The sequence below is a fragment of the Pediococcus damnosus genome, from assembly GCF_001611155.1.
GTDB classification, from domain to species: Bacteria; Bacillota; Bacilli; order Lactobacillales; family Lactobacillaceae; genus Pediococcus; species Pediococcus damnosus.
Window position 1 is genome coordinate 805,185 of sequence record NZ_CP012294.1, and the last position, 21,313, is coordinate 826,497.

Annotated in this window: 19 protein-coding genes, 1 tRNA gene and 1 pseudogene; 2 read left to right on the forward strand and 19 right to left on the reverse strand. The window is 39.0% G+C overall.

Annotated elements, in window-relative coordinates; translation table 11 throughout:
- Window positions 1-301: 301 nt before the first annotated feature.
- From ADU73_RS03905 to ADU73_RS03915, 3 genes and pseudogenes are all read right to left on the reverse strand, one after another.
- Window positions 302-973: a 2,3-bisphosphoglycerate-dependent phosphoglycerate mutase gene (locus ADU73_RS03905; protein WP_046872015.1), complete on the reverse strand. Its 672-nt coding sequence runs from the start codon at window positions 971-973 to the stop codon at window positions 302-304.
- 2 nt (window positions 974-975) lie between these two features.
- Window positions 976-1,883, reverse strand: a pseudogene (locus ADU73_RS03910) (DMT family transporter).
- Between the two features lie 89 nt (window positions 1,884-1,972).
- Entirely contained in the window at window positions 1,973-2,926 is a 954-nt protein-coding gene (locus tag ADU73_RS03915) for an AEC family transporter (protein ID WP_062913191.1), read from the reverse strand.
- 166 nt (window positions 2,927-3,092) lie between these two features.
- Between ADU73_RS03915 and ADU73_RS03920 the strand changes: the two genes are divergently transcribed.
- Window positions 3,093-4,193: an LCP family glycopolymer transferase gene (locus ADU73_RS03920; protein ID WP_046872012.1), complete on the forward strand. Its 1,101-nt coding sequence runs from the start codon at window positions 3,093-3,095 to the stop codon at window positions 4,191-4,193.
- Between the two features lie 49 nt (window positions 4,194-4,242).
- Here the strand turns inward: ADU73_RS03920 and accA are convergent, their stop codons facing one another.
- The 13 genes from accA to ADU73_RS03985 form a co-directional block, all read right to left on the reverse strand.
- Window positions 4,243-5,022 carry a carboxyltransferase subunit alpha gene (gene accA, locus ADU73_RS03925; protein ID WP_062913192.1) on the reverse strand — a complete coding sequence of 260 codons (780 nt, stop codon included), beginning with the start codon at window positions 5,020-5,022 and terminating at the stop codon, window positions 4,243-4,245.
- On the reverse strand, window positions 5,015-5,812 hold the full coding sequence (locus ADU73_RS03930) for an acetyl-CoA carboxylase carboxyltransferase subunit beta (RefSeq protein ID WP_046872010.1): 798 nt from the start codon (window positions 5,810-5,812) through the stop codon (window positions 5,015-5,017). The genes accA and ADU73_RS03930 overlap by 8 nt, the downstream gene beginning before the upstream one ends.
- Window positions 5,796-7,139, reverse strand: coding sequence for an acetyl-CoA carboxylase biotin carboxylase subunit (locus ADU73_RS03935; RefSeq protein WP_046872009.1), 1,344 nt, complete (start codon window positions 7,137-7,139; stop codon window positions 5,796-5,798). Before ADU73_RS03935 ends, ADU73_RS03930 begins: the two co-directional genes overlap by 17 nt.
- Window positions 7,132-7,530: an acetyl-CoA carboxylase biotin carboxyl carrier protein gene (locus ADU73_RS03940; RefSeq protein WP_046872008.1), complete on the reverse strand. Its 399-nt coding sequence runs from the start codon at window positions 7,528-7,530 to the stop codon at window positions 7,132-7,134. Before ADU73_RS03940 ends, ADU73_RS03935 begins: the two co-directional genes overlap by 8 nt.
- Window positions 7,531-7,543: 13 nt before the next feature.
- Window positions 7,544-8,524, reverse strand: coding sequence for a beta-ketoacyl-ACP synthase III (locus ADU73_RS03945; RefSeq protein WP_046872026.1), 981 nt, complete (start codon window positions 8,522-8,524; stop codon window positions 7,544-7,546).
- A 201-nt stretch (window positions 8,525-8,725) separates the two neighbouring features.
- The gene (locus ADU73_RS03950) at window positions 8,726-9,226 is read right to left on the reverse strand and encodes a PTS sugar transporter subunit IIB (protein ID WP_046872007.1); all 501 of its coding nucleotides are present in this window, start codon (window positions 9,224-9,226) and stop codon (window positions 8,726-8,728) included.
- Window positions 9,227-9,228: 2 nt separating this feature from the next.
- The gene (locus ADU73_RS03955) at window positions 9,229-9,642 is read right to left on the reverse strand and encodes a PTS sugar transporter subunit IIA (RefSeq protein ID WP_046872006.1); all 414 of its coding nucleotides are present in this window, start codon (window positions 9,640-9,642) and stop codon (window positions 9,229-9,231) included.
- A gap of 30 nt (window positions 9,643-9,672) precedes the next feature.
- Complete coding sequence (locus tag ADU73_RS03960; protein WP_046872005.1) at window positions 9,673-10,044, reverse strand: DUF956 family protein; 372 nt, start codon at window positions 10,042-10,044, stop codon at window positions 9,673-9,675.
- Window positions 10,045-10,063: 19 nt separating this feature from the next.
- Window positions 10,064-10,477 (reverse strand): DUF956 family protein, encoded by a 414-nt coding sequence (locus ADU73_RS03965; protein ID WP_046872004.1) that lies wholly within the window; start codon window positions 10,475-10,477, stop codon window positions 10,064-10,066.
- A gap of 157 nt (window positions 10,478-10,634) precedes the next feature.
- A complete protein-coding gene (locus ADU73_RS03970) occupies window positions 10,635-11,579 on the reverse strand; it encodes a PTS system mannose/fructose/sorbose family transporter subunit IID (RefSeq protein ID WP_062913193.1) in 945 nt (314 codons plus the stop codon).
- Between the two features lie 16 nt (window positions 11,580-11,595).
- On the reverse strand, window positions 11,596-12,420 hold the full coding sequence (locus tag ADU73_RS03975) for a PTS mannose/fructose/sorbose transporter subunit IIC (protein WP_046872002.1): 825 nt from the start codon (window positions 12,418-12,420) through the stop codon (window positions 11,596-11,598).
- A 30-nt stretch (window positions 12,421-12,450) separates the two neighbouring features.
- On the reverse strand, window positions 12,451-13,422 hold the full coding sequence (locus tag ADU73_RS03980; protein ID WP_046872001.1) for a mannose/fructose/sorbose PTS transporter subunit IIA: 972 nt from the start codon (window positions 13,420-13,422) through the stop codon (window positions 12,451-12,453).
- Between the two features lie 241 nt (window positions 13,423-13,663).
- Window positions 13,664-16,561, reverse strand: a complete 2,898-nt coding sequence (locus ADU73_RS03985) for a sigma-54-dependent transcriptional regulator (protein WP_062913194.1) — start codon at window positions 16,559-16,561, stop codon at window positions 13,664-13,666.
- A gap of 214 nt (window positions 16,562-16,775) precedes the next feature.
- On the opposite strand from ADU73_RS03985, the gene ADU73_RS03990 reads away from it, so the two are divergent.
- Window positions 16,776-17,948: a D-alanyl-D-alanine carboxypeptidase family protein gene (locus tag ADU73_RS03990; protein WP_046871999.1), complete on the forward strand. Its 1,173-nt coding sequence runs from the start codon at window positions 16,776-16,778 to the stop codon at window positions 17,946-17,948.
- A 61-nt stretch (window positions 17,949-18,009) separates the two neighbouring features.
- Here the strand turns inward: ADU73_RS03990 and ADU73_RS03995 are convergent.
- From ADU73_RS03995 to ADU73_RS04005, 3 genes are all read right to left on the reverse strand, one after another.
- A tRNA-Leu gene (locus tag ADU73_RS03995) sits at window positions 18,010-18,095 on the reverse strand.
- A gap of 65 nt (window positions 18,096-18,160) precedes the next feature.
- Window positions 18,161-18,622, reverse strand: coding sequence for a SprT family protein (locus ADU73_RS04000; RefSeq protein WP_046871998.1), 462 nt, complete (start codon window positions 18,620-18,622; stop codon window positions 18,161-18,163).
- Between the two features lie 8 nt (window positions 18,623-18,630).
- Window positions 18,631-20,802, reverse strand: coding sequence for a Tex family protein (locus tag ADU73_RS04005; protein WP_062913195.1), 2,172 nt, complete (start codon window positions 20,800-20,802; stop codon window positions 18,631-18,633).
- Window positions 20,803-21,313: the final 511 nt, after the last annotated feature.

The following is a 21,313-nucleotide window of genomic DNA, read 5'->3' on the forward strand; positions in this document are numbered from 1 at the left end:
AACGGATTGAAACGGTTAACTTTAAAAATGTAAGGGTACCGGAGATGGGATCATAATCCCACGAAAGGTGCACTTAGATTTTAAAAGTTGTTTCAAGGAGTTGTCCTCAAATTAGTGAACGGAACATTAAGGTCTAAACAAATAGAGCACCTACAGCAGAAATCAACTTTCGCTGTAGGTGCTCCCATTTGTACAAGTTTGTGTTATGCAATTGTCCACAAATCAGTAAACCCAAAATAACAGACTAAAAAAAGAATCATCAAAAACCTGAACAACAATCAGGCTTTTGATGACTCTCTTTTTAATCTAAAAACTTTTTATTAATAATTTTCAATTGGTCATCAAACTGGTACACAATTGGTTCGCCATTTGCCACTTCTACCCCATCGATTCCCTCATCACTAATTTCTTCCAAATATTTAATGAGCGCACGTAATGTACTGCCATGAGCCACAACTAACTGATTGTGCCCATCTAACAGACGAGGAGCAACTTCGTTCGTCCAATATGGTAACAGACGATTATAGGCCATTTCAAGGCTCTCTCCACGAGGCTCGATGTCACCCAGCTCAACGTACCGTCGATCTGATTCCGTCGCCTTCAGCAAAGGCGGAATGGCCTTAAAGCTTCGTCGCCATAGTGCCACTTGATGGGCACCATAAACTTTTCGAGTTTCATCCTTATTTTGACCACGCAAAGCTCCGTAATGTCGCTCATTTAAACGCCAAGTCTTATGGATTGGTAACCAGTCCTGTTGGATTTGGTCCATAACAATATCAGCTGTCGTAATTGCCCGTTTTAACAACGAAGTATGCACATCGGTAAACTGAATTTGTGTTTGCTGAATCAATTTACCAGCCCGTTTAGCTTCAGCTCTTCCTTGCGCAGTAAGTGGCACATCGCTCCAACCGGTATACACATTGTCACGATTAGCTTCACTTTGACCATGTCGTAATAAGACTAAGTAAGTCATTTTTAATCCTCATCTTCAAAATTTGAATTCAAACCTTTAACTTTATCTACTAAAGAATCATCAGTTTCTGACTGCTCTTTTTCAGGGTAAACAGGTTTTCCCATTTCTGATCGAACTGATTTGGAACGGTTTCCCATAAATGTAACGACCGATCCCAACAGGATAATCACGATTCCCACAATTGTTGGTACTGTAATTGTTTCACCTAAAATTAAAGCTGCTAGAATTGGTGCCAACGCTGGTTTGATGAAGAACACCAGTGAAGCCGTCGAAACATCGGAAGTTTCCATTGCCAAAAAGTAAAATGCAAATCCACCACCGGTAACACAAACGCCAATGAAGAATAATAGTGGCACATATTGCCAGCTGATGTTGTGAATAACCGGAATATTAACAAATTGCTTCAGAAAGCTAACTTGTCCCATTGCCCGTCCAATCGCTGGAACGTGCGTTAACATAACAATAACGAACAATTCAACCGTTCCTGTTAAGAACGTAAAACAAGTCATTACAATTCCATTTAAATCTCGTTTTTGTGAACCGTATCGAGAAATAATACTGTAAAGACCGAAAGTTAATGCCGAGGTAACTGCTAGTGTTAGTCCAACAACGTTTTTAATATGGGTTGGATTGACGATAACCAACAATCCAATCACTGATACAATGTCATACTGATAATGACACAAACAAATCCAGTCAATCCAAACAGCCTTAAATCTTGCCAGTTTAACCGGCGATGCTGTTTTTTTAATGCTCTCAAAGCGATTGGTAATAATACCAATCCACCAATCGCAAAACGAATGAGGTTTAATTGAATTGGATCAAAGGCCCCACCCGCTAATTTAAGTGCAATTTCCATCAAACTAAACATTAAAGTTGCAAAACTAATATAACCAACTGTTTTTCTCAATTTCCCTATTATCTCCCAATCTTGACAAACTTAACTTCTAAATTCAAGCAAAAACGCTACTTACTACAATCAATCTGTTGCACCACGCATTACGTAATTAATCCTGATTTAACAAACATCATTAACAATGGAATAATGATTAAACTCAATAACGTCGTTTCGGTTACCATAATTGCCGCATATTGTTCGTCCGCATGATACAATTTCGCTACTACAGGCGCATTAGTCATAACTGGCATTGCGGATTGCAAAATAAATACTTGCTTCATTAACAATGGAACCGGCATTGGTAGGACCAAAAGTGTCATTAATAGTGGTGCGAATATAAATCGACCTGACAATACTCCGAGACTATCTCGATTCAATTTCATATTTTTAATACCTGCTCGTTGAATCGCAATTCCGATAAAGAACATAGACAATGGAATCGTCAACCCACCAATGTACTGACAATCAGATAAAATAAACTGTGGTAATTGGATGTGCAAAAGCACTAAAAAAACGCCCACGATGAAACCAAGTAATGGCGGTGAAAAGATTTTTCCGAGCGTCGTTTTTAAATTAAATTTATGAGATTCCGTACCATCTCGCTGAATCAGCCAAACACCTAAAGTCCAAAAAATCGTTGTATTTGCCATGTAATAGACCAGTACATAAGGCAAACTGCTAGTCCCAAATAACGCCATATTAACTGGAAGTCCAATAAAAACTGTGTTTGAATTCAAAAACATTGATTCAAATGAGCCTTTATGTTGCTCCTTAATTCGGAGGACCCGAACTAAAACCATCGACAACGCAAACAAAATTAACATCGACAAAACCGGAAAACGAAGGTCTGGTAGTGTACTTAATAACTTTTTTGCAGTAAAATCATGTGTAATTGTGCTAATCATATAAGCTGGCAATGCAATTTGAGTGACCAATTTGGCGATGAGCCGTGAAGACCCCTCATCAAACCAATTTCGCCAGGATAGAATGTAACCAACCGCGATCATGACAATGATCGTCACAACGCCTTGGATACTATGTAAAAAAATTGTGATATTATCCCTTCTCCAAGTGGTGTATGATAGTTAAAATAATGAAACAAGGTCTAGTATAGCATATTTTCATAGACCATTTTCACAAATACCTTGGTAAATATGGTGTGATCACTATGAAAGCGAACACATTTTTTCAATTAAAATAGCTGAAAAGAGGACTACATTAGTGAGTGAGAAACATATGAAAGATACAAAGAAATCGCATAAAAAAATCTGGTGGACTATTGGTATCATTTTAGTTTTATTAATTGCTGGCGGCGCTAAAGCATACTCCATGTATGCCAATGCTAAAGATACGGTTAATTCAGCTTATCAAAAAACGAAAACACCCTCGACTCGGAATGTATCCAACGTCATTAAAAATAAAAAGCCTCTTAATGTCTTAGTCTTAGGAACTGATACCGGGGCCTTAGGTCGAAAGACAACTGGTCTTAGTGACACAATAATGGTGGCTTCCTTAAATGCTCAAAAAGAAACAACATACATGACCAGCATCCCGCGTGATACTGAAGTTACCATTGATGGGTCAACAGAAAAAATTAATTCAGCTTATGAAATTGGTGGGGTTTCTCAGTCCATTAAATCTGTGCAAACATTACTTGACGTTCCCGTCGATTTTTATGTTGTCATGAACATGGGCGGACTAGAAGATCTCGTAAATGCAGTTGGCGGAGTTAACGTCACTCCACCATTAACGTTTAAGTATGGCTCTGCCAACGTTAAAAAAGGGGTCAAAACACATCTTACTGGGAAAGAAGCCCTGTCTTATTCCCGGATGCGTTATGATGATCCTGATGGTGATTACGGTCGTCAAAAACGTCAGCGCCAAATTATCTTGGCAATTGCTAAAAAAGCCCTCTCCATTTCTTCAGTCACTAGATTTCAATCCATTTTGAACTCTGTGAAGAAAAATATGAAGACAAATTTAACTTTCAACGACATGTTAGCACTGCGTTTTAATTACAAAAACGCTTCTCACCATATTAAATCAACAACTTTAAAGGGTGACAGTCAAACCATTAACGGCTTATCATACCAGGTCGCTCCAACGTCTGAACGACGACGCGTTTCAAACAAAATTCGTAAAGAATTAGGGCTAAAAGCAACAACCACGCTAAAAGAAAGCCAAGAAAGTTCAAACACTGCTGACAGCTCAAGTAGCTCAGCTTCCAGTGATTCAAACACAAGCAGCAGTTCCGCTATTAATTCTTCCTCAATTAATAGCGATCCGTTTTCCAGTGCAAGCACACCGCAAACTACTCCCTAATGAAATATAAAAAGGACTTGGAAAAATTCCAAGCCCTTTTTTTCTACGTTCAATTCAATTTTAAAACTTTTTCAAATTTAACTCGTCGCTGTTGCCTTAATTGTTCTCCATCTAATTTTTCAAAACGTTTCATCGTTTTCATCAATTCATCATCAATTCGTTGTACTAATGAACCAGCTGGCGTCTCACTAATGATACTATCTGTAAGACCAATTTTTTTGAGTTGTTGCGCAGTCATCGGTAAAAACTCACTCGCATCCCTAGTCTCATCACGATTTTTCAAAATTGCTTGTACGGCTTCCGGTGATGCCACTGAAAACAGCGCATTTTCAAGCATCAGAATTGCATTTGCATTGCTAAAAGCCAATGCACCGCCACTATGTCCTTCACCCAGAAAAAGTGCGATGTTAATAACTTTTAATTGACCCATTTTGGCAATTAAATCCGCAATTGCTTCACTTTGTCCATGTTGTTCAGAAAACACGCTGGCATCTGCACCTGGCATATTAATAAAACTAATCACCGGACGGTTAAACTTTTCGGCCGCTTTAATCACCCGCAAAGCCTTCCGATAGCCTGTAACTCGAACTGCACCACCATTCACTTCCCGGCGTTGCTCGATATTAGTTCCCCGATTAATTCCAATAATTGTGATGGGACGCTGATGAAACAATCCAATTCCAGTTGTAACAGCCGGATTATCTCCTAATTGACGATCCCCATGAATCTCAAAAAAGTCAGTCACAAGTTGACTAGTAAGTTGGTGCGCAGTCAACCGTTTCGGAGAGCGGACTAAATTTATTTTTTCTTCCAAATTTTTTTCAGGCATGGTTACCTCCAAAATGAATTCGCAATAAGGTAATTAGTTGGCTACGCACTTTTTCACGTTGTATGACTTGATCCACTAACCCATGAGCCAACAAATCTTCGGCCGTCTGAAAAGTGTCAGAAAGTTGTTCATGGGTAGTTTGTGCAATGACCCTTTTTCCAGCAAAGCCAATTTGAGCGTGATCTTCTGCCAAAACATAGTCGGCCTTAAAACCAAAGCTAGCCGAAACACCGCCCATAGTTGGATCCGTCAAAATATTCACGACTAAATTTTTGCTATCTTCTAACTGACTCCACTGATTTAAAATGGTATTCATTTGCAGCAGTGAAAAAATCCCTTCCTGCATGCGGGCCCCACCTGACGCCACAAACAGAATTAATGGTAACTTCCGTGCAACGGATTCAGCCATTGCCTGTTTGATCACTGCGCCTATTGTGGTATTTAACGTTCCCATCATAAAATGGCTATCCATAACACCAATAACCACTGGAAAACCACCAATTTTGGCAGTACCAGCACACATCGCCTCCGCTTCACCAGTTTTGTCTTGGGCTCTTTTTAATTTTTCAGTATATCCTGGAAAGTCTAAGAAATCCGTGCTGGTTCCAACCGTTTCAAAACTTTGCCAGCTATCTGCATCAATCGTAATCCTCAGACGCTGCTTAATTGTTAACCGCTGTAATTGTCCACAAAAAGGGCATCGATAATTTGGGTGCCATTGAAGCTTATGGACATGTTTTCCACAGTATCGGCAAGCCTGCCAACTATTATTTTCAGGCATATGACTCATGTGATCCAGCCTCCATTAGTTTCCCTACAGAATGGATATTGTAATGATTTTCCGCAAACTGAGTACTATTTATTAATTGCTTGAGCTGTGACAAATTAGTGCCAATTCCAGTCACCTTAACGTCACTCAGAACTATTTGCATTTTCTTAATTGCCGCTTCGCGCGTTTTGGCGTACACAATTATCTTTGCCAACAACCGATCATAAAACGGCGTAATTTCGTCACCATTTTGCAAACCAGTATCTACGCGCACATCAGTTGGTAAATCAAACTGCGTTAACCTTCCCGTTTCAAATTGTTGTTTAGCGACATTAGTTTCGGCATTCAGTCGACATTCAATCGCATGTCCGGTGAATTCGATTTGATGCACCACTGGTTTTTCGTTCGCTGCCACCCGAATTTGTGCCTGAACGATGTCAATTCCGCTTGTTTCTTCGGTGACACCGTGTTCCACCTGCAGACGTGTATTCATCTCTAAAAAGTAGAAATGATGATGTACAAATAAGAATTCAACTGTCCCCAAGCTTTGATAGTTTGACCTATCCAACAACTGATGCACTAGCTTATATAAAGTAGTGCGTTCTTTTTTTGTTAAAATTGCGGCATTACTTTCTTCAATTATTTTTTGGCGATTTTTTTGCAAGCTACAATCACGATCGCCTAAAATCAATAATTGGTCGGGCATACCTAACACTTGTACTTCAATATGCCGGGCTTTTTCAAATGCCCGCTCTAAATAAATCGTGCCATCTAAAAAAGAAGACCCCGCCTCTTCTTTGACTAGTTGATACTTCTCAAAGAGTTCCTTAGCCGAATGCACTAAGCGAATTCCCTTTCCGCCGCCGCCATGACTAGCTTTTAATAATACGGGATAGCCAATCGCGTTAGCTTTAGCATAGAGTTGTGGCTCGCTGGTGATCATGCCAGAGCCCGGAATGATTGGTAATCCCCGTTTTTGGGCAAGTGCTCGTGAATTGGTTTTATCTGAAAAATCGTGAATTAAAGAAGCTTGTGGTCCAATCCAAGTCATGCCGCATTCTTCACACATTTGGGCAAATAAAGCATCTTCGGATAAAAAGCCGTACCCAGGATGAACTGCATCAGCATTAGTGTTAATCCCCGCCATCAAAATGGCCTCCCGATTAAGATAGGAGTTAACGGCAGCTGCTGGTCCGATACAGACTGACTCATCTGCTTGTTTCACAAATAGCGCCTCTCGATCAGCCTCTGAATAAACGGCCACCGTCGCAATTCCAAGCTTCTGACAAGCGCTTATAATCCGAACAGCAATTTCGCCTCGGTTGGCAATTAAAACTTTTCTAAACATGTTTGTTATCCTTTGTTAAAGCGATTAATGATTGATGAAACTCAACCGGATCACCATCTTTTACATATAACTGACTAACCACTCCAGCTTGTGAACTGGTTACATCGTTAAACAGTTTCATGCTCTCTATTTGAGCAACCACATCACCAACGGCAACTTTTTGTCCAACTTTTAATTGCTTTTCCAAGTGCACAACCCCAACCATAGGACTACTGATCACTGAATCAGAAAATGGTTGTTCTTGCTTTACAGGTTTACCAGTTGGTCCTACTGGAGCTTCACCCGTTGCCTTCTTTACATGAATTTTGGTTTTGTCAATTTCGATCTCTACTTCACTGAAGTTCATTTGATCTAGTTTATCTAATAATTTATTGATATCTTCTAAATTCAAATTATCTAACCTCCTAGAAGTTAATTAACATACTTGCATAGTCTAAGCCAGCGCCAAATCCGGTTAGCAGGACCTTTTTCGGTTGGCCTTTTACTCGCGATAATTGATCCAACGCCATTGGAATTCCTGCCGACGAGGTGTTCCCATAATGAATGACATTTACCGGAAATTTTTCAAGCGAAATCGTCAATGTCTGACTAATTTTTTCGATAATTCGTAAGTTTGCCTGATGACAAATCACAGCATCAATTGAGTCTGCACCCAACTGATTTTTTTCTAAGATTTGCTGCATTTGAGTCGGTACTGTTTCTGTCGCAAATGTAAACACCGCGCGCCCATCCTGATAAAATGCGTCTGTTTTTGGATAGTTATCTGCAGAAATTTCCTGAATTGGCTGAATTCTGCCACTGTGAATTGTTTGATTAGCACTACCTAGTGATTGCAGCTTCTCATCGATAAAGAATTCTTCACTCACATCATCTGTGGTTTCCAAAAGTGCACCACCAGCACCGTCACCAAAAAAAACAGCAGAGGTACGATCTTCAAAATCCATCATCTTAGAGTTAGTTTCCCCACTGATGACCAAAGCTTTGTGATAGCGTCCAGAACGTAAGAATTTTTCAGCCGTGCTCAGGCCAAATACAAACCCCGCACATGCTGCCGAAATATCCATGGCAAATGCATTTTTGGCACCTAATTTATCTTGCACAATACAGGCCGTTGCTGGTGTTAAACTATCTGGTGTGATGGTTGAAATCAAGATCAGATCAATTTCATCAGCCTGAACGCCACTCTTATCTAAGAGCTGTTTGCCAACCTGCGTACATAAATCTGAAGTATTCTCACCGTTCATTGCAAAATGACGAGTCTCAATACCAGTATGAGTCTGAATCCATTCATCACTCGTATCCATGATTTTGCTTAATTCAAAGTTATCGACAATACGCTTTGGGACATAATGCCCTGTAGCAGCAATCTTTATGTTCACCGTCATTTTTTGTTCCTCACTTACGATTGTTTTCTCTATTTTACCAATCTTTTCCGTCATTTGGTAATCTAACCCTGCTTCTATTCAAAAACTTTAAAAACTAAGTGCTAAACTGCTGAATTAGATTAATTTTTCAAAAAAATAGAACTAGAACACGTATTTGGTTGGACTTTGTGTGGCCAACCTTACCTGTTTTAGTTCTATTTTTTATAATTTATTTTTTGTCAGCATTGCTAACATGTCTTTTTTCCCATCATTTGGAATCTTTTGCGCATAAACCTGAAGGCCGGCAGCATGCAACGCACGAATGTCGTCAATTTCTTCAGGGCCAACTGCTATGGAATCATTAAGCATCGTCATTCCTTGAGAGAAGGCTAAGCTGCCAATATCAATCCCGAGCTTTTGAAAATCCATTCCACCACGCACAAGCCTTAACATATCTTGAACCGTCTCGGTTAATAGAAGAACCTTGAAAGAATCAAAACGCGGATCCGAATAAATTCGCAACATTTTGTCAATCGTCAACACATTCGTATTGACGCCTACTGGTGCTGCTTGGACAATCAACATCTTACGTAAATCATCATTCGCCACACTATCCGAAACAACTAAAATGCGATTTGGTTTAACAAATTTTGACCAGCCAGTTACAATTTGACCATGAAGTAAACGACTATCTACCCTTGCTAAACAAATTTTCATTGTCAAAGCTAGTCGTCTCCCTTATCTTCTTCTGGTAATTCCAAATGGCGAACACCAGATTTTGCACTTTCCTCTAAGCGAAGAACTGCATCCTTCAAGCTTTGATCACGCACAACATAGGCTTCACTTAACATTGCTAAGTTCAAACCTGTCAGTAATGCCATCCGATCTGGATGTTCAGCCACAATTTGGCCTGCCACGTTGAATGGCGTCCCACCAAATAAATCAACCAAAAATATCACTTGATCATCTTGATCAAAACCTTTTAATGCAGTTTGATAGTTAGTTAAAAGTTTTTTAGGATCTTCATCAGGTTCAAGAGCTACAGAAACTACTTTTTCCTGTTTTCCAAAGATTTCCCAAGACGATTTCACGATACTTTTAGCAAAATCCCCATGACTTGCCACAATGTACGCAATCATGCTTGTGTTCCTCCTTTAAAATTTAAATTGCTACTTTTTTAAAAGCTTTCTAAAACTGTGTCGCAGCCGATCAAACATATCTTTTTCGTAAACTAGTTGTTTTGCATCCATATGTTTGCGCATCGCTCTGAATACCCCTTTTGGGTCTTTAGTCGTGAACACATATCCGATATTACGCTTCGATTGCACGGAAAAACGCATGATCTTACCCTTGCGAATTCCACGTGCGGCCACAACATGACTAATCTCGTCCCAAGGTAAGTAAACAAAGTTTCGGTTCTTATGATTGTTAATAAATTCAAAGCCCTTATCACCAATCACAATTTTTCCGCGTTGATTAGCCCCGACAAATAAGTCAGCAGTAACTTTTAAATCAATTATTGTATTCTTTGTTTCAGTCATTAATGATTACTTTCCTTAATTATTTTGACTTGGTCCGACTATGCCGACTAAATTTATTTTTAATTTTTTGAAAAATATTTCTTGACCCACGCCTAACAACTTGAAGAAAGGATAATGAACGCAACATTTTATTAGGGTCAATATAAACTCGAATGGCGCGAAGGGTCTTTTTGGCATCTCGTGCAGCAAAAGAATAAGTCCCATTAGATTTAGTTTTTAAGGCAAACCTGGGAATCCACTTTCCTTTAAAAATAACTGAAGCGTACACATAGCTTACCTCGGTCCAAGGAATTTGCACATAATCTTTAACATTTCGGGAGCTATAAAATTCAAATCCCTTATCGCCGATCATGATTTGGCCATAACTACCTAAACCAATATACGACGTTCCTTTCATCACTAAATCAACCTTTGTATTAATAGATTGAACCATTTGCTCAACTCCATTCTCTCTTTATTGCTTTCACATTTATACAATTACAGTTATTATACGACGACTTGTACGTTTGGGCAAAAACTTATCTTTGTCTACTAATCAACATAATTAATAAAAAAGCCCGGGAACTAAATCCCAGGCTAATTTAAATTTATTACATAATGTGTAAGACATGTAAGATAATACCAGCGAAGAATAAACCAAAGATAATAACGATTGGTGAAACACCCTTCTTAAGTAACCACATACAGAATAATGTAAGAAGTAATCCTGCTAAACCAGGAATTAATTGATCCAAGTTACCTTGTAAGGTTGTTACCTTGTACCTATCCAAAGATAAACCAGCTGCTTGCTGTGTCAAAGCTTCTTTGATTCCAGCAGCGCCACTCTTAAGATGAGCCCAATCAATGTAAGCACCCTTAGCTTGTTCAACTTTTGAAATAACTGGGGTAAACTTAACAACAACCCAACGGTTAATTAAGGATCCTAAGATAAACATACCTAAAATTGAAGCACCCTTAGTTACCTTTTGTAGTAAGCCACCAGACATCTCCTTTGAAATTGCAGAACCGGCTTTATAACCGAATTCTTGTGAATACCAGGTAAATGCCATTCGAATAATGTTCCAAGCCACGAAGAAGATGATTGGTCCCATGATACTACCACTCATAGCCAATGAAGCACCTAAGGCACCTAAAATTGGACGAACAGTAAACCAGAACACTGGATCACCAACACCAGCTAAAGGACCCATCATACCAACTTTAACACCTTGAATAGCAACATCATCAATTGGTGCACCATTAGCACGATCCTCTTCAAGAGCCATTGTAACTCCAAGAATTGGTGAAGCTAAGTAAGGATGAGTATTGAAGAATACCAAATGTCGTTTTAAGGCTGCGGCACGGTCTTCTTTGGTCTTGTACAATCTCTTAAGGGCTGGGACTAATGAGTAAGCCCAACCACCATTTTGCATACGTTCATAGTTCCAAGAACCTTGAAGAAAGGTTGAACGCCACCAAACGGCTACACGATCTTTTTTAGTTAATCTTATTTTCAATGTTGTACCTGCTGCTTTTGTATCTGCTGTTTCTGCCATTTTTTTCGCCCCTTCCTTAATAATTATCTATGACATCGCCAAGCGGATCGCCGGAATTATCGGAACCTCCGTCGCTGCTTGTCGAACCACTATTATTAGAACTGCTTGCCTCTAAGTTTAGATAAATTAGAGCCATTGAAACACCAATTGCACCTAAACCAATTAAAGTTAAATCTTTAATGGTTGCCATTACAAAACCAATGGCAAAGAATGGCCATACTTCAGCAGTCGCCATCATGTTGATAACCATTGCATATCCAACAGCAACAACCATACCACCACCAATTGAAAGGCCTTGGGTTAACCAAGTTGGCATAGCGTTCAATACTGCTTTAACAGGACCAGCACCAACGGCTAAGATCAATGCAGCTGGAATAGCAATTCGTAAACCTTGTAAACAAATATCAATCCATTGCCACATATCAAGCTTATTAAAACTTCCTTCTGCAGCAACCCTATCCATAATATGAACAATCATAGTTGAAATTGTCCGAACAAGAATTGTTAATAGTAAACCGGCAACAGCTAAAGGTACCGCAATCGCAATCGCGGAAGCAATACCAGCTTTACCTTGGCCACCTAAAACTAGAATAATTGCAGATGCAACACCAGCCAAAGCGGCATCAGGTGCAACAGCGGCACCGACGTTAGCCCAGCCTAAAGCGATCATTTGTAAAGTACCTCCCAATACAAGGCAAGGCATTAAATTTCCAGTTACTAATCCAATCAACGTACATGAAATAACTGGTTGATGGAATTGAAATTGATCCAAAATACCTTCCATACCGGCTAAAAACGAGATAAGAATAACTAAAATTATCTGAATAGCGTTTAAATTCATTTCGATTAATCCTCCATTTCTTCCATTAAATTATTTCTGTTTCTGTAGCTGTGTTTCAGCTTTTTTAAGAATTTCATCCATATCGTCTTTGGAATCTGTTGGAACCTTACGTACATCAAATGTAACGCCATCAGACTTCAATTTGGCAAATGTATCAATGTCATCTTGATCAAAAGCTAAAACCTTATTAGGTTGAACTTTTCCAACTGAATGTGACATAGAACCCACATTGAGTGTCTTAAGTGGAACGCCACCCTCAATAGCTCTAAGCGCATCTTGTGGTGTTTCAAAAAGTAATAATGCTCGTTGACCACCAAAATGTTTGTCATCCTTAGATAACTTAATCATCTGATCAATTGGAACAACATGTGCTTTTACACCAGAAGGTGCAGCCTGTTTAATCATTGTTGTCCGTAATTCGTCTTTTGCAACGCTATCAGAAACAACAATAATTCGGGTTGGATTAGTTGCTTTGGTCCAGCCAGTTGCAACCTGTCCATGTAACAAACGTGAATCAATTCGTGCCAAGACGTATTCGAGTTTTCCAGGTTTCCCTGCAGCAGCTCCAGCATTTTTTGATTTTGTGCTAGGTGCTTTCTTCTGCAACTCTTCTGGACGAACCTTTACACCTTCGATTGCAGTTTCTTGAATATGAGCTGCAATATCACGTGCATTATCCATTGACATTCTTGAAGCATATGCCTCAATTAACATTGGTAAATTCAAACCGGCAACAATTGCCCATTTGTCTTTATGTGCTTCAAACAAGTTATTCACTTGATTGAATGGTGTTCCGCCCCAGAGATCAACTAAGAACAAGATCTCATCTTGGTTCTCGAAAGAGGCAATTGCCGCTTCCAATTTTCCTTTAATATCGTCAGGTCCTTCACTAGGCTTTAAAGTAACAGCCTTGACGTTTTCTTGCTCTCCAAAAATCATTGATCCGGATTGCAAGATCCCGTTAGCAAATTCACCGTGACTAGCAATGATAATCCCTACCATTTCTATACCTCCTATTATGATTGTTACAGTAAATAAAAATGAACAAATAATTTCTCAATAACCTGTAACTAAATTTGATCCTCACAAGTACAAGACCATCTTTTTTTGCACTCACTTATATATATGCAAAAACCGTGCCAAAGTACACTAAATGAAAACGCCTACTTTAAAGCGTTTTAAAATAACACACAAAACTGATACAGTCTTGTGTGTTATTTTGTGTGTTATTTGTGAATTACTTTTAACTATTCAATTGTTTTGTGTTGGCTGTTTCATCTTTAGCTTGCCAAGTTTCAAGGAGTTTAACAATGTAATAAACTTCTTCAGGCGACAATTCGATTCTAATCTGACGCAGGTATTTATCGTTTACAGACCTCACTGCTGAATACCATTTCGAATCTTTTATTTGTTTTAATTCTTTGTCTGTTGCAGAAATCTCGCCATTTGTTAGTGACCGTTCAATTGCACCTGCAATATGCATAATGAGATTAATCTTAAATGGTTCACTAAATTTTTTATGAGTATCGGTCTGTAATTGATTTACATATTGCCATAAAACATTCGTAATTTTATGTGGATTAATGAAAGTATAAAATTCGTCTAAATATTGCGCGCATACTTCTTTAGTCAATTTCACGTCCTGATGACTATCGAAAACGCTAATGGAATTTCGCTCCAACACTTTATCAATAAATTGTTCGCCGCCACCTTCCAAGAGATTTTTCAGTGACATGAACGGTACCTGAATATCAGGATGCGTGACCCCAGTCGTGGCGATAATCCGATACTCCTTTTGTAAACTCTTAATATGAGTATTCATATTAACTAACGAAATTGGAATGATTTTAATATCGTCAATTAGGTTTTCCACTAAAAGCTGATCTAATAAGGACTGAATCTTTTTTGCTGTCCCCTCACCCGTTGAACAAATCGCAACAATTGCCTTTGGTTGTACAGAAGAGTCAGCTTTAGAAGTCGTGTCCGCCAATTTTGGTTTCCGTGTGGAACTAGCATTTACACGAGAGTAACCACGGAATTCGCGTAACTCTGAATAAATGGCCGATAAATCAGTTTCGATAAAGGAGGTTTTACGAGCCGCCTCTAGTACCATTGAGGTCGTCACCATATCAATTGTTTGAACTGGAATATGAGTTTCTTTCGTAATTTTAGAAGCAAAAGTACTTAGTGACCCCATATCAACGAGAAGTAAAACACCATTTCCTTCATCAGCTCGTTTAACACATTCCACAATATCCTTGTATGCCACTTTTGGATCCATATCCAAGGGCATATCAAATGATTGAATGGTGTTATCAGATAGGAGCTGGGACACAACTTGTACCATTGATGTAGCTGTACTACTCCCGTGAGCTGCAACCACAATTCCAACTTTACCTGTAGTTGGTGCTACCTTTAACGAAACCAATAAAATTGCTAAGTAATAGCTTTCCGATTCCGGGATTGGCACATTGTATCGATCTTCCAATTGACTCTTAATCTGCTGAGAAACTTTCATTTCAGCTGGATACTCTTTAACCATGGCAACCAAATCTTGACTCATTGTCCGCATTGGTTTACCAGATTGAATTCTTTTAATGAAGGAACTAATGTGTAAACTCATCGCATATAGGAAATTATCGCGAAATTTATAGTTCAAAACTTTTTCAATTTTAACTTGAGTCTCTTTTGTGAAATCAATAATATCCTGATTGACGATTTCAGCCAACTTCGATTCGCTTCGTTTATCATCTTCGTCTGTTGAAAATGTCTTTAAATGAAGATTGATATCCGTTGTAATGAAATGATTGATATGTTCTTGATCCAAACCTTGTTGACGAAGTAAAGTCGCCTTATCACCAATAATCTCGTATAAATTATAGGGAAGCTCATAGCTATCATTTCGATTTGTGAGGACATGTGTATCGGAATCAGGTCGAATGGTCATGTACGGCTCCAACAACTTAGAAATTTCCCCAGAATCATGCCGATTAGCGGCTAAATGTACTAAGCCATCCTTAATATTTGGTGGTAAGTCGTCCACAGTAATCATGATTTCATCTTCATTAGAAATACTGTTTAAAAAGCCACGAGCACAAACCAATTGGATATTTGATTTTAGTTGTCCCACATTTCCATAGGTCACACTGCCTAAAAGTGACTGCACAACATCTTCAGTTAATGTGATTTGTTTATGCGTTCGTTTTGCCTCAATTCCCAAAAGAGCTTTTAGTAACTCAATTCGTTCTTTTGGACTTCGTTTGTTGAATGCCGGCAATTGAATGGTAATTGGAATTCGCCGTACAAAAGTTTTCAACAATGAACTTTCAGGATCTTCTGTCGTTGCGCAAACCAACCGCACATTAGCATGATGTGTCTTAGAAGTTTCACCTAACTTACTGTACGTGCCATGATCCATGAAATAAAAAATCATTTCTTGGCCCTCAGGTGGCAAACGATGCACTTCATCCAAAAATAACATCCCGTTATCTGCTTCTTGAATGAGCCCGTCTTTGTCTTCGTCAGCACCAGTAAAAGCGCCCTTGACGTAACCAAATAGATGAGACATTAACAGCTCTGGATTATGTGAATAATCTGCACAATTGAAAGTCGTTAACTGATCTGTTTTTTTAATTAAATTTTGGTTCTGCGCAAATTGAAACATTGCATTAGCGAAATACGTTTTCCCAGAACCAGTTGGGCCAATCACCAGTGTGTTTAAACCCCGCGGTGGATACAAAATTGCAGCCTTGGCCTGCTCAATTTGATTTCGCATACTGGAACTGTTACCAATCATATGTTCGAAAACATCATTAGTTCCAGTTGGGCCCTGTGGTTTTTCTGTATGTTCTAAGCCACTGTGAATTCGTCGTTTTCCTGCTGATAATGGTGAAGTGATAACTTCTTTTTTTGGTTCCTGGTCACCAACGTATCGGCAATAGCGAACCGGACGTCCTGATAATTTAGTCAGTTTATTTTCTCGTACCAGTTGATTTAATTCTTTACTAACATTTGACCGAATTAAATCCAGTTCTTTTGCCACTTGTTCAGTGGTAAAGGTTTTGGTATCAGTTGATTGATTGGTTTCATTTAACGTTGTTTTTTCTATAATAAATTGGTAAATACGATCTTTTCGTTTCATAACCTGTTCCTCAGTTCTGTATGTCCCTTTTTTGATACACTTATAATACAGTATCATTCTAGCACACCACCTGAATTAATACAGAGTTTAATTCTTGTTTAGGTATAAAAACTCAGCCACCCTTGATGTTTAGCTCGATTCAGATTAAACTTATTTATTGAACGCACTACATAATATGCAACGTGTGTATCATATTTAGAAAGGATTTTTACATATGTATCGAAAATTTTTATCAGTATTAACCGTTTTAACCGTTTTTGTGGCTTTATTTATGTTTTCCACGACAAATTCAGTAAATGCCAAGTCCACCTATAAACGGGTTTCTATTTCAAATGTCCGATCAACTGCCTACCATAATAAAAGCAATTCTGGTGCAGCATATAATCAGAGCCACTCTCGATGCGCATTTTTATTGAAATCACATCCGCATACCAGCTGGTACGTTACCAAAAAGGAGACCCTTCGTCACAATAGGGCCAACGCGGTTTACTTCTATGTCAGAAGTGGTAATAAAAAGTATTCTGGTTGGGTATGGCAACAATACCTCACAAAAGGTGGTGCCCCATTCTGGATTAAATCCACGCATGCGGCCGCAATTGATGTCAACACAGGAAAGTTCCTCTACAATAAAAGTGCTACCGCTAAAGTACCAGTAGCTTCCACAATTAAACTGCTTACCATCTATAACGTGCTCCAAAAAGTCCATAGTAAAAAATATTCATGGAATTCCATCGTGAATACATCTGGCAGTGGTCTCTATAATATGTCGAGAAGTTATGCTTGCGGCGGATTTGTTCTTAAACATGGCGTCAGATATACAGTTAAGCAACTTTACCAAGCGGCTCTAATCGATTCTTCTAACGCAGCAGTCATTGCTTTGGGGCGTTGGGTTTCTGGTAGCAATGTCAAACAAGTCCAAAGAATGCGTTCGCAATTAAATAGTTGGGGGCTTCGTGGTAACTACATTGTGTCAGTAAGTGGCTTAGATAACGGTGATCTGAACGGTTATGGTTATCGCTATCCTGGTTCAAGTGCCTACGCGCAAAATACCATTTCGGCGCATGATATGGCCGTGGTTGCCAGAAATCTCCTGAATAAATATCCTGAAGTGAACCAAACAACTAAGATAAATAACCTGAAAGTCCATGGTCAATGGGTCCACAATGTGAATACCACTTTACCAGGTCGTAAATATAATGTCCGTTCCCTTTATATTAACGGGCTTAAAAATGGTTACACACCGCGGGCAGGTTACTGTTTAATCGGATCTAGCCAGAAACCAGGCCACCACAAATTAATTACTGTTGTAATTCATGATGATGACATGAGCAGTGATACAACGGCTTTGATGACCCATGTTTATAAATATCATTCTTTGAAAAACTAAAAATTTAATGTACAAAAAAGCCACAAATTCTTAAAAATAAGAATTTGTGGCTTTTTATTTATGCACCCAAGAAGATTCGAACTTCCACCGGGAAAACTCCCGACAAGATCCTTAATCTTGCGCGTCTGCCAATTCCGCCATGGGTGCAACAAAACTATTACCTAAACTATATTAGCAAAAATCGGTAATAGTTACAACCTTTTTTCTCAAAATCACCTGCGTAAGGTTTGAATTAACCGCAGTGGGCCACCACATTTACCACATCGATACTTTTTTAAATTAATATGCCGCTTGCGATGATACAGTAACCCACAACTTTGACACTGATACACCAATTGCATCTTACTGCGTGAACTTATTTGGACCGCCGGCGCAAACCGAGACCCATGCACCTGTGCTAACAAGTGTTTAAAATCGGCATCCCGATGTTGATACCCTTGATGAGTTAAATGCAAGTGATAGTGGCACAATTCGTGTTTCACAATTCCCACCAATGTAGGCATGTCATGTTCAGATAACATTCGCGGATTAATATCAATATCATGTGTCTGTAGTTGATAGCGACCACCAGTTGTTCTTAACCGCTGATTGAAAAAAGCATGATGTTTAAATTGTCTGTGAAAATCCGTTAGTGAAATTTTCTCGACTAATTTTTGCAATTCAGTATCCGTCATTGATTTGCTTATTCGTTTGGATCAAGCATTGTAAGTTGGATTCGGTGCCGATCTAAATCAACACTTTCCACCCAAACTGTCACAACATCCCCAACCGAAACAGCTTCACCTGGATTCTTAATGAATTTCTTCGTTAATTTTGACACATGGACTAAACCATCTTGCTTCACACCAATATCTACAAAGGCGCCAAAATCGACCACATTTCGGACCGTCCCCTGAAGTTTCATATTCACTTTCAAATCTTCTAAAGTTAACACATCGCTGCGAAGTAACGGTGTTGGCATGCCATCCCGTAAATCACGACCTGGCTTTTTTAAACCATCAATAATATCTTCTAAAGTTTCTTGTCCAACGTCTAATTCTTGAGCAGTTTGAGCCACATTCAAACGATCTAATGCTTGAACAGCCTCATCTGTACCGATTTGATCTAACTTCAAGCCAACTTTACCAAGCAATTTTTTTGCGACTTTATAGCTTTCCGGATGAATGTCCGTATTGTCTAAGCCGTTTTTACCCTGCACAATTCGCAAGAATCCCACTGACTGCTCATAAGCTTTCGGTCCTAAACGGGGTACCTTTTTTAACTGATTCCGCGCCTCATAACTACCATTGTCATCTCGCCATGTCACAATATTTTGAGCAGTGGTTTTGGTTAAACCAGAAATATGCTCTAATAGTTGCGGACTGGCAGTGTTCAAGTTCACACCAACCTGGTTAACGGCTGTTTCAATCACTGTATCCAACTGATTGGTTAATTTCTTTTGTGGGACATCATGCTGGTACTGCCCCACACCCACTGCCTTAGGATCAATTTTAATTAATTCCGCAAGCGGATCTTGTAAACGACGCCCAATACTGATGGCACTCCGCTCTTCAACATGTAATTCTGGAAAAGCATCTCGAGCTGCCTTACTAGCAGAATATACAGATGCACCGGCTTCGTTAACAATCACATAATAAATTTTACGCGGAATCTCTTTCAAAACTTGCGCAACAAATTCTTCAGATTCTCGGCTAGCTGTCCCGTTACCAATGGCGATCATCTCAACTTGATAGTCTTCCAAAAATTGTTTAAATTCACCGGCAGCCGCCTGTCGTTTAGCTGCAGAAGCTGGCTTATGAGGATAAATAACTTTTTTAGCTAAGAATTTTCCGTTTGGATCCATAATCGCGAGTTTGCAGCCAGTTCGATAGGCTGGATCAAAACCTAATACAACTTTTCCTTTAATTGGTGCTTGCATCAATAAATGGTATAAATTTTCACCAAATACATTAATGGCCTGCGTGTTGGCCTCTTCACTAAGCTCATTGCGCAATTCACGTTCAATTGCGGGACCTATAAATCGTTTATAGGAATCCTCATAAGCCGCCTGTAAATACTTTACCGCGGGGCCTTCATGACTCCCAATAATTCGGAAATGAAGATAGCGCATAATGGGATCTTCATCCACATTAATTTGTGCCTTTAGAACTCCTTCTTTTTCACCGCGGTTAATTGCTAGAACTCGGTGAGACACCATATTTTCAATGGATTCATCAAAATCATAATAAAGTTGATACACACCCTGTTCGTCTTTTTCTTTTCCTTTAGGTTTAACTTGTGAACTGAAACGCCCTTTTTTATGCGTATAATTTCGAATCCAATCCCGAAATCCAGCACTATCCCCAAAAGCTTCTGCCAAAATTTCATGGGCGCCGGCAAAAACATCATCCACAGTTGCAACTTTTTTATCTGCATTAATAAATTCGCTGGCTTTTTGTTCCAAGCCAGTTTGTGGAAAAGTTAACAACCAAAAAGCGAAGGGTTCTAATCCCTGTTCTTTAGCGATTGTAGCTTTTGTTCGCCGTTTTTGTTTGTAAGGCAAATAAAGATCTTCAACCGTCTGAATTTTATCAGCAGCCTTAATCTGTTTTTCCAAAGCAGGTGTTAACTTATCTTGCTCGCCGATTATTTTTAAAACCTCATCACGGCGTTTTTCCAAAGTTTCTGCTCGTTTATAGCTACTTTGAATTTCACGGATCTGTACTTCATCCAGACTACCGGTTCGTTCCTTACGATAACGCGCAATAAAAGGAACAGTATCCCCTTCATCAAGTAATCCTAAAGCTGCATGAATTTGTTTAGGACGCACATCTGTAAGTTGCTTTTCAATAATCTTTACAATTCTATCTTCCAAAAAATTTCCACTCCAAACTAAAACTTTGAATTATTTCGTCATTGTCAAATACACACAGGCTTAAGTATAGCATGAAGTGTGCAAGTGAACGAAATGAATATTGTTTATACGTATGTGTCAAATTTTAGCCGAATTTAGTAGATCAAGCCTCTAATTAGATTTTATTTACGCTTTTTGGCTAACTTTGGTTCCGTTCCGGCGCTGATGTGGGGCCGTGTGGGTCGCTTGCGAGCTAACTTCTATCCTCAGGCCAGAAGTGGATCTCTCCAGCTCCCATGTCTCTGAGCGATAAATCGCCAAGTGACATCGACACACTCTTTCATCAACGCCTCCACTACACCTATTTACTTCCAGACTGCTTTTTAAAAAAATTTAAAAGTAGTATTCCGAGTCCTTTTTGTAATTTTAACCTGTAAATTTTATATATTTTGGCAGTTGGTTTTATAATAATGGGCTCAGCAGTGAAATTTTTGTTAATGCTTTAGCATTTATAAAAAGGCCAGTCTTTAAG